At 72.8% G+C, this 19,287-nt stretch carries 3 protein-coding genes; all 3 read left to right on the forward strand.

All coding sequences use genetic code 11. The features are described from left to right. The first annotated feature begins 15 nt into the window (after positions 1 to 15). Genes AB0G74_RS30380 through AB0G74_RS30390 form a run of 3 tightly spaced genes read left to right on the forward strand, consistent with a single transcriptional unit; the run spans position 16 to position 19,209 of the window. Positions 16 to 9,504, forward strand: a complete 9,489-nt coding sequence (locus AB0G74_RS30380) for a type I polyketide synthase (RefSeq protein WP_361152726.1) — start codon at positions 16 to 18, stop codon at positions 9,502 to 9,504. Continuing rightward, positions 9,504 to 16,025, forward strand: coding sequence for a type I polyketide synthase (locus AB0G74_RS30385; protein WP_361152728.1), 6,522 nt, complete (start codon positions 9,504 to 9,506; stop codon positions 16,023 to 16,025). The genes AB0G74_RS30380 and AB0G74_RS30385 overlap by 1 nt, the downstream gene beginning before the upstream one ends. 1 nt (position 16,026) lies before the next feature. After that, a complete protein-coding gene (locus AB0G74_RS30390; RefSeq protein ID WP_361152730.1) occupies positions 16,027 to 19,209 on the forward strand; it encodes a type I polyketide synthase in 3,183 nt (1,060 codons plus the stop codon). The last annotated feature ends 78 nt before the right edge of the window (positions 19,210 to 19,287 follow it).

Below are 19,287 nucleotides of genomic sequence, written 5' to 3' on the forward strand. Positions count from 1 at the left end.
GATGAGGTCGATGCCGTGGAGGCGCATGGTACGGGGACGACGCTCGGGGATCCGATCGAGGCGCAGGCGTTGCTCGCGACCTACGGCCAGAACCGCCCGGAAGACCGGCCGCTCTGGCTCGGTTCCCTGAAGTCCAATATCGGCCACCTGGGTGCCGCGGCGGGTGTAGCCGGTGTGATCAAGATGGTGATGGCGCTACGCAACGGGAAGCTGCCGCGCACCTTGAACGTGGACGAGCCGACACCGCATGTCGACTGGTCAGCGGGTTCAGTGGAGTTGCTGACCGAGGAACGGTCGTGGCCGGAGGCCGAGCGCCCGCGCCGGGCCGGAGTTTCCGCCTTCGGGGTCAGTGGAACCAATGCCCATCTGATTGTCGAGCAGGCGCCCGAGGCGGCGGATGCGTATGAAGGCTCTGGTCCGGTGGTGGTATCGGATGGGGTGCTGCCGTGGGTGGTGTCGGCGCGGTCGGAGGGGGCGTTGCGTGAGCAGGCCCGTCGGCTCCTCGACCATCTCGATCGCAATCCGCGGCTCACGACCGCTGAGGTCGGACACGCCCTGGCCACGGGCCGGGCGGTCTTCGATCACCGGGCCGTGGTGATCGGCCGAAGCCGGACCGACTGTCAGAACGGGCTGACGGCCCTGGCCGCCGGTGAGCCGTCCCCTCATATCGTCACTTCCGCGGTGGCCTCCGAGCCCGGCCGGACAGTCCTGGTGTTCCCCGGGCAGGGGGCGCAGTGGATCGGTATGGGTGTGGGGTTGTTGGAGTCCTCGCCTGTTTTCGCCGAGCATCTGGGGGCTTGTGCGGCGGTTCTTGAGCCGTTTACGGGTTGGGATGTGGTGGATGTTCTTCGGGGTGTGGAGGGTGTTCCGGGGTTGGATCGGGTGGAGGTGGTTCAGCCTGCGTTGTGGGCGGTGATGGTGTCGCTGGCGCGGTTGTGGGAGCACTTGGGTGTGGTGCCGGATGCGGTGGTGGGGCATTCGCAGGGGGAGATCGCGGCTGCGCATATCGCGGGTGTGCTGTCTCTGGAGGACTCGGCGCGGGTGGTGGCGCTGCGGTCACAGACGATCGCGGCTCTCGCGGGACCGGGCGGGATGGTCTCCCTGCCCTTGTCCAGGCCGGATGCCTCGGCTCTGATCGAACGATGGAACGGACGGCTTACCGTCGCCACGGTCAACGGACCCACCGCCACGGTGGTCGCCGGTGATATCGATGCCGTAGAAGAGTTGCTGACGCACTGTGAGGGCGTGCAGATCCGCGCGCGGAGGATCCCGGTGGACTACGCCTCACACACCCCCCACATGGCAACCCTCAAGGATCGGTTGCTGGACCTGCTTTCCCCGATTCAGCCCCGGCCTGGCTCTGTCGCGTTCTATTCCTCCGTCGCCGGTCATACCGGTGGTCCGATGCCGGACACCACGGTGATGAATGCCGGCTACTGGTACGACAATCTGGCCACGACCGTCGACTTCGAGGCTGCGACGAAGGCTCTGCTGGACGACGGGCACACCCTGTTCATCGAGTCCAGCCCCCACCCCGTCCTGAGCCATCCCGTCCAGGAGACCGCCGAACACCAAGCCGACACGGCTGACGTCACCGTCACCGCCACCGGAACCCTCCGCCGCGACGACGACACCTGGCAACGCGTCCTCACATCCCTCGCCACCGCCCACACCCACACCACCATCGACTGGACCCGCTTCTACGCCCCCACCACCGGAACCGTCGACCTCCCCACCTACCCCTTCCAACACCAGCACTACTGGCTCCTGGAAAACCCCACCACAACCACCGATCCCCAGGCCCTCGGACTGCGCGCCGCCGACCACGGACTGCTCGGGGCCTCCGTCGCCCTGGCGGCCGGCGACGGTCGGCTGTTCACCGGGAGCCTTTCCCTGCGGACCCATCCCTGGCTGGCGGACCACGCCGTCCACGACACCCCGCTGCTGCCGGGTACCGCGTTCGTCGAACTCGCCCTCCACTCGGGGCGGAGTGTCGGCACCCCCCACCTCCGGGAGCTGATCCTCGAAGCGCCCCTGACTCTTCCTCCGGTCGGCGGAGTCCAGCTCCAACTGCTGGTGGAGGAGGCGTCCGACGACGACGGCAACCGGGCCCTCACCATCCACTCCCGACCCGATGACGCACCCTCGGACCGGCCCTGGACCCGTCATGCCACCGGCACCCTGACCGCCCGGCCGCTGTCCGGCGCCACGGACACCACGGCCTGGGCGCGGCCGACGGCCTGGCCGCCGACCGGTGCGGTACCTGTGGAGATCGAGGAGCTGTATCCGTCCCTGGCCGCCGAGGGCTACCAGTACGGGCCCGCCTTCCGGGGCGTACGCGCCGTATGGCAGGACGGTGAAGAGGTGTACGCCGAAGTGGTGCTGCCGGACGAGGGACACCCGGACGGCTCCGCCTTCGGTATCCACCCCGCCCTCTTCGACGCCGCGCAACATCCGATCGGAGCCGTGGATACGGAGCGAAGCCCCGGCGAGGTGCCCCTGCCGTTCGCCTGGTCGGACGTCGAGCTGTACGCCGTCGGTGCCCGCGAGCTACGGGTCCGGATCACCCCCGCCGATACGGGAACCTTCCGCCTCCGGCTGGCCGACCCCACCGGGCGGCCCGTCGCTGACGTGGCATCGCTCGCCATGCGGTCGATCACGCCGGAGCAGCTGGCGAAGGCCGTCGCGTCGACCCGGGACGACCAGCTGTTCCGCCTGGCCTGGACCCCCGTCCCCGTGGCCGAGGCCCCGGTACTCGGCCGGGTGACGTTCGCGGGTTCCGCCGTACCCGAGGCACTGGTGGCGGCGCTGCCCGACGGCACCGTGGTCGACCACCGTACGGATCCGGCATCGATACCCGCCGACGACACCGCCCCCGGGCCGGATCTGGTGATCGCCACCGGGCTGCTCAGCCGTTCCGCCGACACCGACCCCGAAACCGACGACGTTCCGGGTTCCGCGCGCACCGCCGTGCGGTACGTCCTGGACACGGTCCGGTCATGGCTGGCCGAGGACCGTCCGGCCGAGTGCCGACTGGTGTTCCTCACCGAACGTGCCGTAGCAGTCGACCCCGACACCGAATCGCCCGGCCCGGCGGACGCCGCCGCCTGGGGCCTGATCCGTACGGCCCAGACCGAGCACCCGGGCCGATTCGCCGTGATCGACCTCGCCGACGAGAACACCGTCCCGGCCGAAGCGTTCCGGAGCGCGCTGGCCGGCGACGAGCCGCAACTGGCCGTCCGAGACGACGACCAGCGGCTCTACGTACCCCGACTCGTTCGGGAGACCCCGCCACCGGACGCCGAAACAGACTTCGACGCGGACGCGGACGCGGACGCGGACGCGGCACCGGAACGGCAGGCGGGCGGCGGCGCGCCCGAGCCGATCGCGAGCGGCACCGTCCTGATCACCGGCGGTACGGGCACCCTCGGCGGGCTCTTCGCCCGCCGGTACGCGACGGCCCCCGGAGTCGGCCATCTGCTGCTGGCGAGCCGACGCGGCCCCGAAGCCCCCGGAGCCGCCGAACTCGCCGCCGAACTGACCGAGCTGGGGGTGAAGGTCACCGTCGCGGCCTGCGACACCGCCGACCGCGCCGCCCTCGCCGCCCTGCTGGCGACTGTTCCGGACGAGCATCCGCTGACAGCCGTCGTCCATTGCGCGGGCGTTCTCGACGACGGCGTACTGACGTCCCTGACACCGGAGCACATCGACAGAGTGTTCCGTCCGAAGGTCGACGTGGCCTGGCATCTGCACCAGCTCACCCGCGATCACGACCTCACGGAGTTCGTCCTCTTCTCCTCCGTGTCGGGCGTACTGGGCAGCCCCGGACAGGGCAACTACGCGGCGGCGAACGTCTTCCTCGACGCGTTGGCCCAGAGCCGTCGTGCCGAGGGACTGCCCGCCACATCAGTGGTCTGGGGGCTGTGGGCCGACAGCAGCGACATGACCGGCCACCTGGTGGCGGCGGATCTCACCAGGATCGCCCGGCTCGGGATCGAGCCCGTCACGGCGGAGGAGGGACTGGCGCTCTTCGAGGCCGCCCGAGCCGCCCGGACGGCCTGCCCCGTCGCCGCGAAGATCGGGTCGGACCTGCTGCGGACGCGGCTGGAGACCGGGACGCTTCCCGCCGTCCTCCAGGGGCTCGTACGCGCACCCGTCCGCAGGGCCGCCACGTCGGCGGCCACGGCGACCGACGCCGACGGTCTCCGTACGCGACTCGCCCGGCTCGCACCCGAGGAGGCGGAGGAGACCCTGACCGCCCTCGTCCGTACCCATGTGGCACTGGTCCTCGGCCACACCGCGTCCGACGCGGTCAACACCGACCGGGCGTTCAAGGACCTCGGCTTCGACTCGCTGACCGCCGTCGAACTGCGCAACCGGATCAACGCCGCCACCGGCCTCCGGCTCGCCGCCGGACTCGTCTTCGACCATCCCACCCCGCGACGACTGGCCCGCCATCTCCATGCCCTACTCGCCCCGACGGCGGGGGCGACCGCCGCCCCGGCCGTCGCCGCCCCGGCGGTCGCGGGGACCGTCGCCGCCGACGAGCCCATCGCGATCGTGGGCATCGGCTGCCGGTACCCGGGCGGAGTGCGCTCCGCCGACGAACTGTGGGACCTGGTGGCGAACGGGCGGGACGCCGTGGCCGAGTTCCCCGGCGACCGGGGCTGGGACATGGAGAAGCTGTACGACCCCGATCCCGACCGGCCCGGCACGACCTACGTCCGGGAGGGCGGCTTCCTCTACGACGCCGACGCCTTCGACCCCGCCTTCTTCGGCATCAACCCGCGCGAAGCCCTCGCCATGGACCCCCAGCAACGACTGCTGCTGGAAGTCGGCTGGGAGACCCTCGAACGCGCCGGGATCGACCCCACCGCCCTCCGTGCCACCTCGACCGGTGTGTTCACGGGAGTCATGTACGGCGACTACGGCAGCCGGCTCGGGTCGGTCCCCAGGGACCTGGAGGGTTATCTGATCAACGGGAGTGCGGGCAGTGTCGCCTCCGGCCGACTCTCCTACACCCTCGGATTCGAAGGCCCGGCCGTCACCGTCGACACGGCCTGCTCGTCGTCGCTGGTGGCCCTCCATCTGGCCGCACAGGCGCTGCGTCAGGGGGAATGCTCCCTGGCTCTGGCCGGTGGTGTCACGGTGATGTCGACACCCGATGTGTTCACCGAGTTCAGCCGACAGCGGGGGCTCGCGAGGGACGGCCGGTGCAAGGCGTTCGCGGAGGCCGCCGACGGTACGGGTTGGGCGGAGGGTGTGGGGCTGCTGTTGCTGGAGCGGCTTTCCGACGCGCGGCGAAACGGTCATCGGGTGTTGGCGGTGATCCGTGGTTCGGCGGTGAATCAGGACGGTGCGAGTAACGGGTTGACGGCGCCGAATGGGCCTTCGCAGGAGCGGGTGATTCGGCAGGCGCTGGCGAATGCGGGGCTTGCGGCGGATGAGGTCGATGCCGTGGAGGCGCATGGTACGGGGACGACCCTCGGGGATCCGATCGAGGCGCAGGCGTTGCTCGCGACGTATGGGCAGGGCCGTTCGGAGGGGCGGCCGTTGTGGCTCGGGTCGTTGAAGTCGAATATCGGTCATGCTCAGGCGGCGGCGGGTGTGGGTGGGGTCATCAAGATGGTGATGGCGATGCGGTACGGGGTGTTGCCGAGGACGCTGCATGTAGATGAGCCGTCGTCGTTCGTGGACTGGTCGGCGGGTTCGGTGGAGTTGCTGACCGAGACGCGGTCCTGGCCGGAGATCGATCGCCCACGGCGGGCCGGTGTGTCGTCGTTCGGGGTCAGTGGAACCAACGCCCATCTGATTGTGGAGCAGGCGCCCGAGGCGGCGGATGCGTCTGAGGGCTCTGGTCCGGTGGTGGTGGCGGGTGGGGTGTTGCCGTGGGTGGTGTCGGGGAAGTCGGAGGGGGCGTTGCGTGAGCAGGCCCGTCGGCTCCTCGACCATCTCGATCGCAATCCGCAGCTCACGACCGCTGAGGTCGGGCACGCCCTGGCCTTGAGTCGGGCGGTGTTCGACCATCGGGCCGTGGTCATCGGCCGGGATCAGTCTGATTATCGGGACGGGCTGGCCGCGTTGGCGGCCGGTGAGCCCTCTGGGCGGTTGGTGTCCGGTCTGGCGCCTGACAGCAGGGGACGTACGGTCTTCGTCTTTCCCGGGCAGGGGGCGCAGTGGATCGGTATGGGTCTGGGATTGCTGGAGTCCTCGCCCGCCTTCGCCGAGCATCTGGAGGCTTGTGCGGCGGCTCTTAAAACCTTTACCGGTTGGGAGCTGGTCGACGTCCTTCGGGGTGTGGAGGGTGCTCCGGGGCTGGATCGGGTGGACGTGGTTCAGCCTGCTCTGTGGGCGGTGATGGTGTCGCTGGCCCGGCTCTGGGAGCACTTGGGCATCGTCCCGGATGCGGTGGTGGGTCACTCCCAGGGGGAGATCGCTGCCGCGCATATCGCGGGTGTGCTGTCGTTGGAGGATTCCGCGCGGGTGGTGGCGCTGCGGTCGCAGACGATCGCGGCTCTCGCGGGACCGGGCGGGATGGTCTCCCTGCCCCTGTCCAGGTCGGATGCCTCGGCTCTGATCGAACGGTGGGCTGGTCGGATACTCGTGGCGGCGGTGAACGGTCCGCTGTCGACCGTGGTCGCAGGCGATGCCGATGCCCTGGCGGAGCTCCTGGCGCACTGCGAGGCCGTACAGATCCGGGCGCGGAGGATTCCGGTGGATTACGCCTCCCACACCGCCCACATGGAAGCACTCAAGGATCGGTTGACGGAGCTGCTTTCTCCGATTCAACCCCGGTCGGCCTCGGTGGCGTTCTATTCCTCCGTCGCCGGTCATACCGGTGGTCCGATGCCGGACACCACGGTGATGAATGTCGGCTACTGGTACGACAATCTGGCTACGACTGTTGATTTCGAGGCTGCGACGAAGGCTCTGCTGGACGACGGCCACACCCTGTTCATCGAGGCCAGTCCCCACCCCGTCCTGACCCATCCCGTCCAGGAGACCGCCGAACACCACGCCGATACGGCTGACGTCACCGTCACCGCCACCGGAACCCTCCGCCGCGACGACGACACCTGGCAACGCGTCCTCACATCCCTCGCCACCACCCACACCCACACCACCATCGACTGGACCCGCTTCTACGCCCCCACCACCGGAACCGTCGACCTCCCCACCTACCCCTTCCAACACCAGCACTACTGGCTCCTGGAAAACCCCGACGAATCCGGCGGACCCGACGAAACGAGGGGCGGCCGTCCGGCCACCGCCGTCGTCGATCCGGCCGAGGCCGAGTTCTGGGACGCGGTCGACCGGGAGGACCCGGCCGCCCTGATCAGCACCCTCGGGCTCGGAGACGCCACCGACCTGCCCGCCGTACTCGCCGCGATGTCGTCGTGGCGTCGTCGCCGGGCGGACCGCTCCGTACGGGACACCTGGCGCTACCGCGCGACCTGGAAGCTCCTGCCCGGCATGGGTTCCGCTCCCGCCCCCGGCTCCCGTCCGGGGCGGGGACCGGACGACGGCGGCTGGCTGGTGGTCGTCCCCGCGTCCGTCGCCCGGGACCCCGCCGCGGTCGCGGTGATCGAGGCGCTGCGGCGACGCCGTACCCGAGTGGTCCGGTGCGAGGTGCCGCCCGCCGAGCTGTGGGACCGTACGGCACTCGGCCGACGGCTCGCCGCCGCACTGGCCGACAGCGGCGAGACCCCGAACGGCAACGAAGCCGATGGACGGCTCACCGGTGTGCTCTCCCTCGCCGCACTCGGCGACGACGGTGTCGCCGCCGCCCACCAGCCGGTATCGGACGGGCTCGCGGGCACCGTTACCCTCGTACAGGCCCTGGCGGACGCGGGAGTTGAGGCCCGGCTGTGGTGTCTGACCCGCGAGGCCGTGGCCACCGGTCCCGCCGACACCGTGCGAAACCCGCTCCAGGCCCAGATCTGGGGCCTGGGCCGGGCGGTGGCGCTGGAGCGGCCGGAGCGTTGGGGCGGGCTCGTGGACGTCCCCGCCCGGCTGGACGCGCGGACCATCGACCTCCTGTCCGCCGTCCTCGTGAACAGCGGCGAGACGAGTAGGGGAGGGGCGGGCGGTGGCCATGGCGAGGACGAGATGGCCGTACGTGCCTCCGGGGTCTACGGCCGGCGGCTGACGCGCGCGCCGCTGGACGACGGCGCGGCCCCGGGCCCGGACGGGGACTGGCGTCCGCGCGGCACCGTACTGGTCACCGGCGGCGCCGGTGCGGTCGGTTCGCACATCTGCCGCTGGCTGGCCCGGGCCGGGGCGCCCCATCTGCTGCTCGTCGGCAGACGGGGCGCGGAGACCCCCGGCATCGGGGAGCTGACGGCGGAGCTGATCGAGCTGGGTTCGCGGGTGACCGTGGCCGCCGTCGACGCCGCCGACCGCGACGGGCTCCGGGACGTACTGGCGTCGATCCCGGCGGAGTATCCGCTGCGGGCCGTGTTCCACGGTGCCGCCGTACTCGCCGACGGGTTGGTGGAATCCCTCACGCCGGACCGGCTGGCCCGGGTGCTCCGGCCCAAGGTGGCCGCCGCCGTGGCGCTCCACGAACTGACCGCCGCCCGGAACCTGGACGCGTTCGTCCTCTTCTCCTCGGCGGCGGGGGGTGTCTGGGGGAGTGCCGGACAAGGCGGGTACGGCGCCGCCAACGCCTTCGCCGACGCCCTGGCCGAAACGCGCCGGGCGGCCGGGCTGAAGGCGACCGCCGTCGCCTGGGGATCCTGGGGCGGCGGCGGACTGGTCAGCGACGAGGCGGAGGAACGGCTGCGCGGGCGGGGGCTGCCGCCGATGGCACCCGAGACGGCGACGGCGGCCCTGGCCGCGTCACTGGGCCGGGACGAGACTCGGATCACGGTCGCCCGGGTCGAGTGGGCCGACTTCGCCCCCGTACTGACCGCGGTCCGCCCCAGCCCGCTGATCGCCGATCTCCCCGACCTCGCCCCTCACCCGGCGGCCGGGGCCGGGGCCGGGGCCGGGGCGAACGATGACGGCGCCGCGGCACCGGAGGGCGATCTGGCGGCCCGGCTGAGGGAGCTGCCGGACACCAAGCTGGACGAGGCCCTGCTGGCCACCGTACGGGGGCACTCGGCGGCCGTACTCGGTTTGGAAGGACCGGCGGCGATCCGCGCCGACCGGGCCTTCAGCCTCGCCGGATTCGACTCCCTCACCGCCATGGAGATGCGGAACCGGCTACGGCGCGTCACGGGCCTGCCGCTCTCCACGACCCTGCTGTTCGACCATCCGACACCGGTCGCCGTGGCCCGGTATCTGCGGGAGGAACTGTTCCCGGAACGGGCGGCCGGTGCCGACGGCGAGTCACCCGGACCGTCCGTCGTAGAAGACCCCGGGCAGGCCCGTGACCCCCGCGAGGCCGGTGACACCCCCCGGGCGGCCGACGGCCCGTCGCTGGACGACATGGACGTGGCCGACCTGGTGCGGACGGCGATGCGGAACAACACCGTTCCCGACGAGACGCGGAGGTCGTGATGGCCGATTCCCAGGACGCGGTCGTCGAGGCGCTGCGGGCCTCCCTCAAGGAGACGGAGCGCCTGCGGCGGATCAACGCGGAGCTGGCCGACGAGGCCGCCGCTTCCCGCGAGCCGATCGCCGTCATCGGCATGAGCTGCCGCTTTCCCGGCGGGGTGCGCTCCCCGGAGGAGCTGTGGAACCTGCTCGTCGAGGAGCGGGACGCCGTCTCCGGCTTCCCGGAGAACCGGGGCTGGGACCTGGACGCCCTGTACGCGCCGGAACCCGGCGTCCACGGCACGTCGTATGTGCGCGAAGGCGGCTTCCTCTACGACGCCGACGAGTTCGACCCCGGATTCTTCGAGATCAGCCCGCGCGAGGCGATGGCCGTCGAACCCCAGCAGCGGCTGCTGCTGGAAACCTCGTGGGAGGCGATCGAGCGGGCCGGTATCGACCCGACGACCCTGCGCGGCAGCCGGACCGGAGTCTTCATGGGGATAGCGCGCCAGGAGTACGGGCCGCCGACGCACCGGTCACCGGAAGCCCTGGAGGGCTATCTGATGACCGGCACCGCGACCGCCGTCGCCTCGGGGCGGATCGCGTACACGGGAGGCTTCGAAGGCCCGGCCGTCACCATCGACACGGCATGCTCGTCGTCGCTCGTCACCCTGCATCTCGCGGTCCGGGCGCTCCGCACCGGGGAGTGCACGGCGGCCCTGGCGGGCGGGGTGACGGTGATGACGACACCCGGTGTCTTCACCGAGTTCTCCCGCCAGCGGGGCCTGGCGCCGGACGGCCGGTGCAAGCCGTTCTCGGCCGCCGCCGACGGTACGGCCTGGGGCGAGGGCGTCGGCGTCCTGCTGCTGGAACGGCTCTCCGACGCCCGCCGCCTCGGCCACCCCGTACTCGCCGTCATCCGGGGCTCCGCCGTCAACCAGGACGGCGCGAGCAACGGACTGACCGCCCCCAACGGGCCCTCCCAGCGGCGCGTCATCCGGCAGGCGCTGGCCGACGCCCGGATCCGGCCCGACGACGTCGACGCCGTCGAGGCGCACGGCACCGGCACCCCCCTGGGCGACCCGATCGAGGCCCAGGCCCTGATCGCCGCCTACGGGAAGGGCCGGGCCGCCGGCCGGCCGCTCCAGGTGGGATCGGTGAAATCCAATATCGGCCATCCGCAGTGCGCGGCCGGTGTCGCCGGAGTCATCAAGATGGTGCTGGCCATGCGGCACGGCACCCTGCCGAGGACACTGCACCTCGACGAGCCGACACCCCATGTCGACTGGTCGGCCGGGACGGTGGAACTGCTGGCGAAGACCCGGCCGTGGCCTCGGACCGGCGGACGGCCCCGGCGGGCCGGGGTATCGGCGTTCGGCGTCAGCGGCACCAACGCCCATCTGATCCTCGAACAGGCCCCCGTGGCGGAGGAGACGGTACGGGACACCGCGCCCGGACCGCCCCACGGAGGCCGGGGACCGGTGCCGTGGCCGGTTTCGGCCCGCTCCGCCGAGGCCCTGCGGGGCCAGGCGGAGCGGCTGTACGCCTTCGCCGCCGCCGACACCGTCCCCGATCCCGTCGACATCGGCCGGTCGCTCGCGACGGGCCGCGCCCGGCTCGAACACCGGGCCGTGCTCATCGGACCCGACCGGGACACCCTGCTGAACGCCCTGGCATCCCTGCGCGACGGAACGGAAGCCCCCGGCCTGGTACGCGGCGTCGCCACCGGGAAACCCGGCGAAACCGTCTTCATGTTCCCCGGGCAGGGGTCGCGATGGGCGGGCACGGCCTCCGGGCTGTACGCCGCCTTCCCGGCCTTCGCCCACGCCGTGGACGAGGTCTGCGCCCACTTCGACACCGTCCTCCCCTTCGCCCTGAAACCCCTGCTGCTCGCCGCCGGGACCGACGAGGACACCGGGCGTACGGACATCGCCCAGGCCGCCCTGTTCACCCTCCAGACCGGCCTCTACCGGCTGATCACCCGGTACGGTCCGCGCCCCGGCCTGCTGATCGGCCACTCCGTCGGCGAGATCGCCGCCGCCCACGTCTCCGGCGCCCTCGACCTGGAATCGGCGACCCGGCTCGTGGCCGCCCGGGGCCGGATCATGCGTACGGCCGCCGAATCCGGCGCCATGCTGGCGGTCCGCGCCCCCGAGGACGCCGTCCGGGCCGCCCTCGGGCCGTACGACCGGATCGGTGTCGCCGCCGTCAACGGCCCCGACTCGGTAGTGGTCTCCGGCAGCCGCGACCAGATCCGGGACCTCCGGGCCCGGTTCGCCGCCGACGCCGTACGGACCAAACCGCTCGACGTCGGCCACGCCTTCCACTCACCACTCATGGACCCGGTCCTGGACGAGTTCGCCGGGGCCGTCGGGCCGCTGCGCCCCGGAACGCCGGAGACCGCCGTGATCTCGACCAGGACCGGCCGCGAGGCCGCACCCGCCGAACTGGCGTCCGTGGACCACTGGGTACGGCACGTCCGGGAACCGGTCCGCTTCCACGACGCGGTGGAGTCCGCCCGGGCGGCCGGGGCGAACCTCTTCCTCGACCTGGGCCCCGGCGCGACACTCGCGGGCCTCACCAAAGAGGCGTTCGCCGCCGACGGCGTGACCGGGGCCGAAGTCCTCGCGTCGGCCCGCCGGGACCGGGGGCCGGTCGAATCGCTGCTCGCCACCGCGGCCGAACTGGACGTCCGGGGCGCGGCCGTCGACTGGGCGGCCCTGACCGGCCCGGGCCGCCGGGTCGACCTGCCGACGTACGCCTTCGAACGGCGGCGGTTCTGGCTCGACACCCCGGCCGGAACGGGGACGGCCGACCTCGCCGCCGCCGGTCTCCGCGGACCCCGGCATCCGCTGCTGGGCGCCGTGGTCGACCACCCCGGCACCGGCGAACTGGTCCTCACCGGCCGATGGTCCACCCGAACCCACCCATGGCTCGCCGACCACCGCGTCTTCGGTGCGATCGTCGTACCGGCGACGGCCCAACTGGAGCTGGCGCTCTCGGCGGCCGAACTCGTCGGATGTACGACGGTCGGCGAACTGGTCCTGGAAACCCCGCTGATCGTGCCCGAGACGGGCGACGTACAGATCCGGGTCGTCGTCGGTACGGCCGACGACCCGGGACGGCGCCCCCTGGACGTCTACGCCCGGCCCGGCGACGACGACCGCACGGCCGGGGGCTGGACCCGGCACACCAGGGGACACCTGGCACCCGGCCCGACCCGCACCGCCACCGTCGGCACCGATACCGGGAGTCCGGCCGCCGTCTGGCCGCCCGCCGGGGCGACCCGGCTCGAACTCGACACCGACGGCTTCTACACGGCCGCGGCGGCGGCTGGCTTCGACTACGGGCCCGGCTTCCGCGGACTCCGGGAGATCTGGCGGCTCGGCGAAGACCTCCACGTCCGGGCCGGGCTCCCGGACACCGACCGCCCGGACGCCGACGGATACGCCCTCCACCCGGCGCTCCTCGACTCGGTCCTGCACGCCGTGGCGGCCGGCGGGATCATCGGCATGGACGGCGACCGGGGCCGGATGCCCTTCTCCTGGTCCGGGGTGGAAATGACCGGCCGCTGCGGCCCGACCGTACGGGCCCGGATCACCCCCGTCGGCGAAGAGACCGTATCCCTCACCCTCACCGATGAAGCGGGCCACGAGACCGCCCGGATCGCGGCCCTGACACTCCGCCCCGCCGGAGCCGGGGAAGTGCCCGCAGGACCGGGACACCACGGCCGGTCGCTCTTCGACATCTCCTGGCGGCCCCTCCACCGCGACGAACGGCGCACCGACCCCGGACCGTGGAGCGTCATCGGCACCGGCGACGGCCCCGTCGCCCCGCTCACCACGCCCGGCGGGGACCGCGTCACACACCACGACACCCACGACACCCTGGACGAACTCCTCACCGGCCCGGCACCCCGCCACATCGTCCTCCGCGCCGACCGCACCACCGCCACCGGGCCCGGACCGTTCACCGACGTCCGTGACACCGCCGTACGCGTACTCGCCCTGGCCCAGCGCTTCCTCGCCGAGGAACGGCTGGCCGGAAGCACCCTGGTCGTCCTCACCCGGCTGGCCGTCGACACCGGCGGCGACCAGGTCGAAAGCCTCCCCGGCGCCTCCCTGTGGGGACTCGTACGCTCCGCCGCGACCGAACACCCCGGCAGATTCCGGCTGATCGACATCGACGACGACCCGAGGTCCGCCGACCGGCTCCCCGACGCGCTCGCCGCCGACGCCGACCAGCTCGCCCTGCGGCGCGGCCAATGCCTCGTCCCCCGGCTGGCACCGGCCGCGCCCGCCGCCCACCGGCTGCCGCCCCCGCCCCACGGACACCGGCTCGGCATCCCCCGCAGGGGCACCCTGGAGAACCTCACCTGGGTGCCCTGCCCCGAGGCGGCGGCACCCCTGACGAGCGGACAGGTACGCGTCGCCGTCCAGGCCGCCGGGCTCAACTTCCGGGACGTCACGATCGCGCTGGGACTGGTGGCGAGAACGGCCTTCGACACCGGGATCGGCAGCGAAGGCGCGGGAACGGTACTGGAGGTCGCCGACGACGTCACCGGCCTCGCCCCCGGCGACCGGGTGATGGGCGCCTTCACCGGCGCCTTCGGCCCGGTGACCGTCGCCGACCACCGCCTCCTGCTGCCCGTCCCCGACGACTGGAGCCACGCCCAGGCGGCATCCGTACCGAGCGCCTTCTTCACCGCCTACTACGCGCTGCACCGGGTGCTGAAGGTGACCGAGGGCGACCGGATCCTCGTCCACGCGGCGGCGGGCGGCGTCGGGATGGCCGCCGTACGGCTCGCCCGGCTCGCCGGTGCCGAGGTCTACGCGACCGCGAGCCCCGCCAAATGGCCCGCCCTGCGCGCCCTGGGCCTCGACGACGAACACCTGGCGTCCTCACGGGACCCGGGGTTCGCGGCCAAGTTCCTGGCCTCGACGGACGGCCGGGGCATGGACGCCGTACTCAACTCCCTCGCCCATGAGTTCGTCGACGCGTCACTGACCCTGCTGCCCCGGGGCGGGGGCTTCGCCGAGATGGGGAAGACCGATATCCGCGACCCCCGCGAGGTCGCCGAGCGGCACCCCGGAGTCCGCTACCGGGCCTTCGACGTCTACGAGGAGGGGCCCGACGCGCTCCGGGACCTGCTCGGGGCCGTCATGGCACTCTTCGCCGACGGCGCGCTCGAACTCAACCCGGTCTCCGTCCGCGACATCCGCGACGCCCGTACGGCGTTCCGCGAGATGAGCCGGGGACAGCACACCGGCAAACTCGTCTTCGACCTCGGCGGCGGCTTCGGCGGCGGGACCGTCCTGGTCACGGGCGGCACCGGGGGAGTGGGCTCCCGGCTGGCCCGGCATCTCGTCACCGAGCACGGCGTACGCAGCCTGATCCTGGCGAGCCGCCGCGGCCCGGCCGCCGACGGGGCCCCGGCCCTCGCCGCCGAACTGGAACGGGCGGGCGCCACCGTCCGCGTGGTGGCCTGCGACATCGCCGACCGGACCGCCGTCGCCGGACTCCTCGACACGACACCGCGCGGATACCCCCTGACGGCCGTCGTCCACACGGCGGGCGAACTCGCCGACGGCACCCTCACGTCACTGACCCCCGAGCACCTGGACCGGGCCCTGCGAGCCAAAGCGGGCGGCGCCGTACACCTGCACGAACTCACCCGCGACCGCCCCCTGTCGGCCTTCGTCCTCTGCTCCGCGCTCGCGGGCACCCTCGGCAACGGCGGACAGGCCGGCTACGCCGCCGCCAACACCTTCCTCGACGGACTGGCCGCACACCGCCGGGCCGCCGGACTGACCGGCACATCACTGGTCTGGGGGTGGTGGGAACAGACCCACGGCATGACCGCCGAACTGGACCGGACCGGCCTGGCACGGCTGCGGCGACCCGGCTTCGCGCCCATGACGGCCCCTGAGGCACTGGCCCTCTTCGACGCCGCCCTCGGACTCGGCGGCCCCGTACTCGTACCGGCGCGCCTGGACCTCGCCGCACTACGGGCCCGGCCCCGCGACGAACTCCCGTCGCCGCTGCGTGACCTCGCCGACGGCGGTCGTTCCCGCCCCGGCCGTAGGGAGACCGCCGACGACCCGAGGGGCCTGCCCCCGGGATTCGCCGACCTCCCCGACGACGAGGCCGGGACAGCCGTACTGAACTGGGTCCGTGCCCAGGCCGCCGTAGTGCTCGGCCACCCGTCCGCCGCCGCCGTCGACGCCGACCAGGCATTCACCCAACTCGGCTTCGACTCCCTGACCTCGGTCGAACTCTGCAACCGGCTCGCCGCGTCGACCGGGCTGCGGCTGCCGTCCACCCTCGTCTTCAGCCACCCCACACCACGCGAACTGGCCCGGCACCTGTCCGGACTGCTCCGCCCCCCTGCCGCGACCTCCGCCGCCGAAACCGCGACCGATACCGCCCCTGCGGCGCCTCCCGGCACCGGCCCGGCGCCCCACGGCGAACCCTCCGACGCCGGACTGGGCGACCTCGGCCTGGACGCGCTCCTCGACCTGGCCCTGGACGAGAGGGATGAGTGAGATGACGAACCCCGCGGATCGTCCGGCGGACGACGCCGACCGGGTCGAACGGGCGCTGCGCACCCTGCTGGCGGAACGCGACCGCCTCCGGCGGGAGAACGACGCCCTCAGGGCCCGCGACGCGGAACCGATCGCCGTGGTCGCCATGGCCTGCCGCTACCCCGGCGGAGTCTCGACGCCCGGCGAACTGTGGGAGATGATCCGCGACGGCCGGGACGTGGTGGCCGACTTCCCCACCGACCGGGGCTGGCGGGACGTCTTCGACCCGGACCCCGACACCATCGGCGGATCATATGTCCGGCACGGCGGATTCCTCACCGGCATGGCCGACTTCGACGCGGAGTTCTTCGGCCTCAGCCCCCGGGAGGCGCTGACCGTCGACCCCCAGCAGCGGCTGCTGCTGGAAACCTCGTGGGAAGTCCTCGAACGGGCCGGAATCGTCCCGGCCGAGCTGCGCGGCACCGACGTCGGGGTCTTCTCCGGCGTCAGCTCCCCCGAATACGGGACACGGTTCCTCACCGGCGGCCGAAGCGACCTGGAAGGACATCTGTCGCTCGGCAGCTCCCTGAGCGTGGCGACCGGCCGGGTGGCCTACACCCTCGGGTTCACCGGACCGGCCGTCACCGTGGACACCGCCTGCTCGTCGTCGCTGGTCGCCCTGCACCTGGCGGTACGGTCGCTGCGCTCCGGCGAATGCTCCCTCGCGCTCGCGGGCGGGGCGGCGGTGATGTCGACGCCCGCCGCCTTCGTCGAATTCTCCCGGCAGCGCGGCCTGGCGCCCGACGGCCGCTGCAAGGCGTTCGGCGACGGCGCCGACGGCACCGGCTGGGCCGAGGGAGTCGGCGTCCTGCTGCTGGAACGGCTCTCCGACGCCCGCCGCCGCGGCCACCCCGTACTCGCCGTCGTCCGCGGCTCGGCCGTCAACCAGGACGGTGCCAGCAACGGACTGACCGCCCCCAACGGCCGGGCCCAGGAGGACGTCATCCGCAAGGCGCTGGCCGACGCGGGCGTCCCCGCCGCCACGGTCGGCCTGGTCGAGGCCCACGGCACCGGAACCGTACTCGGCGACCCCATCGAGGCGGAGGCCCTGCTGGCGGTCTACGGCCGGGACCGGGCCGGACGCGGACCGCTGCGGCTGGGCTCCCTGAAGTCGAACATGGGCCATGCCCAGGCCGCAGCCGGGGTCGCCGGGGTGATGAAGGCCGTGCTGGCGATCCACCACGGACATCTGCCGAAGACCCTCCACGCCGACCGGCCCTCACACCATGTCGACTGGTCGTCCGGCGCGGTCGAACTGCTGGTGGAGGGGCGGGAATGGCCCGGGACCGACGGCCCGCGCCGGGCCGGGGTCTCGTCCTTCGGATTCAGCGGCACCAACGCCCATGCGATCCTGGAGGAGGCGCCGCCACCGGATCCGGCGGCCGGGATCGGCCCGGACGTCCCGCATCCGGCTGAGTCCGGCCCGGACGTCCCGCATCCGGCCGGACCGGTGCCGTGGGTGGTGTCGGGCCGGACCGCGAAGGCCCTGGCACACCAGGCGGGCCGGCTGCACGACGCCGTCACCGCCGCGCCGGACACCGACCCCGCCGACCCCGATCCCGCTGACTTCGCCGACATCGCGGCCATCGGCCGGTCCCTGGCCGTACACCGGACCGCGTTCGAACACCGCGCGGTCGTCATCGGGTCCCACCGGGCCGCCCTGCTCGACGGGCTCGCGGCCCTTCGCGACGGCACCGAGTCGCCCGGAGTGGTGCGCGGTGTCACCGGAGACCTCGGCGGCGTGGTCTTCGTCTTCCCCGGCCAGGGCGCCCAGTGGGCCGGAATGGGGCGGCGGCTGTACGACACCTTCCCCGTCTTCGCCCGTGCCTTCGACGACTGCGCCGCCGCCCTGTCCGAGTGGGTCGACTGGTCCCCGGTCGACGTACTGCGCGGCGCGCCGGGCACACCGCCACCCGACCGGGTCGACGTGGTGCAGCCCGTACTGTTCGCCGTCATGGTCGCCACCGCCGCCCTGTGGCGGTCCCGGGGGGTGGAACCGGCGGCCGTCGTCGGGCACAGCCAGGGCGAGATCGCCGCCGCCCAGGTCTGCGGAGCCCTGTCGCCACGCGATGCCGCCAAGACCGTGGCGCTCCGCAGCCGGGCCCTGACCGCCCTGGCCGGAGCCGGGGGCATGGCGTCCATCGGCGAGTCGGCGGACACCGTGACGGAACGCCTCGCCCAGTGGCACGGCCGCCTCGGTATCGCCGTCGTCAACGCCCCCCACTCGGTGGTGGTGTCCGGCGATCCGGACGCGATCGACGAACTCGTCCGTCAGGTGAAGGCCGAGGGCGCGCAGGCCCGGCGGATAGCGGTCGACTACGCCTCCCACTCCCACCAGGTGACCCGCGTCCGCGACCGGATCATCACATCGCTCGCCGATCTGCGTCCCACCACATCGGCCCTGCCGTTCTACTCCACCCTCCACGGGGAACCCGTCGACACGGCGGGGCTGGACGGCACCTATTGGTATGACAATCTGAGGGAGCGGGTGCGTTTCGAGACCGCCGTACGGCGGCTGGCCGACGACGGATACCGGGTCTTCGCCGAGATGGGCCCGCACCCCTTGCTGACCGTCCCCATCGAGGAGATCGTCGAGAAGTACGACGACGTCGTGGTCCTCTCGTCGGGGCGGCGGGACCGCGACGAGGCCGAGGCCGTCCTGGGCTCCCTGGCCCGGCTGTACGTCCGGGGCGCCGCCGTGGACTGGGCGGCCCCGCCGGGCCCGGTCCCCCGGGTCGAGCTGCCCACCTACGCCTTCCAGCGGCGCCGATACTGGCTCGACCCCCCGAGCCCGACGGCCCCGGCCGAACCGCCGCCCGGCCCGCCGGCCGAGGACGACGAGCCGCCCGTTCCGCTGCCGGAGCGGATCGCCGCCCTCCCCGAGGACGAGGCGGAGGCCGGCGTACTCGGCCATGTCCTGGAGAAGGTCGCCCTGGTACTCGGTCACTCCTCGGCCGGGGCCGTCGATCCCGACCAGGAGTTCAAGGACCTCGGCTTCGACTCCCTGCTCTCGGTGGAGCTGAGTAAACGACTGGCCGCCACGACCGGGCTCCGGCTGCGCGGAAACCTGGTGCTGCGACACCCCACCCCTCGGCTGACCGCCCGTCATATCCATACCGCGATCACCGGGCGCGCACCCCGGTAGAGCCCGCACCGGACCGCTCCGGACAGCCCCCGACGGCCCCCGGCCGGTCCTGCGGCCGACCCGGCTCGGCGCGGCCGC

It is taken from the genome of Streptomyces sp. NPDC020875, assembly GCF_040641415.1.
Lineage (GTDB): Bacteria > Actinomycetota > Actinomycetes > Streptomycetales > Streptomycetaceae > Streptomyces.

Excerpts from the sequence above, each read along its gene's own strand:
- AB0G74_RS30390 (WP_361152730.1), top strand. The coding sequence starts at position 16,027 with ATGACGAACCCCGCGGATCGTCCGGCGGACGACGCCGACCGGGTCGAA.
- AB0G74_RS30385 (WP_361152728.1), top strand. The coding sequence starts at position 9,504 with ATGGCCGATTCCCAGGACGCGGTCGTCGAGGCGCTGCGGGCCTCCCTC.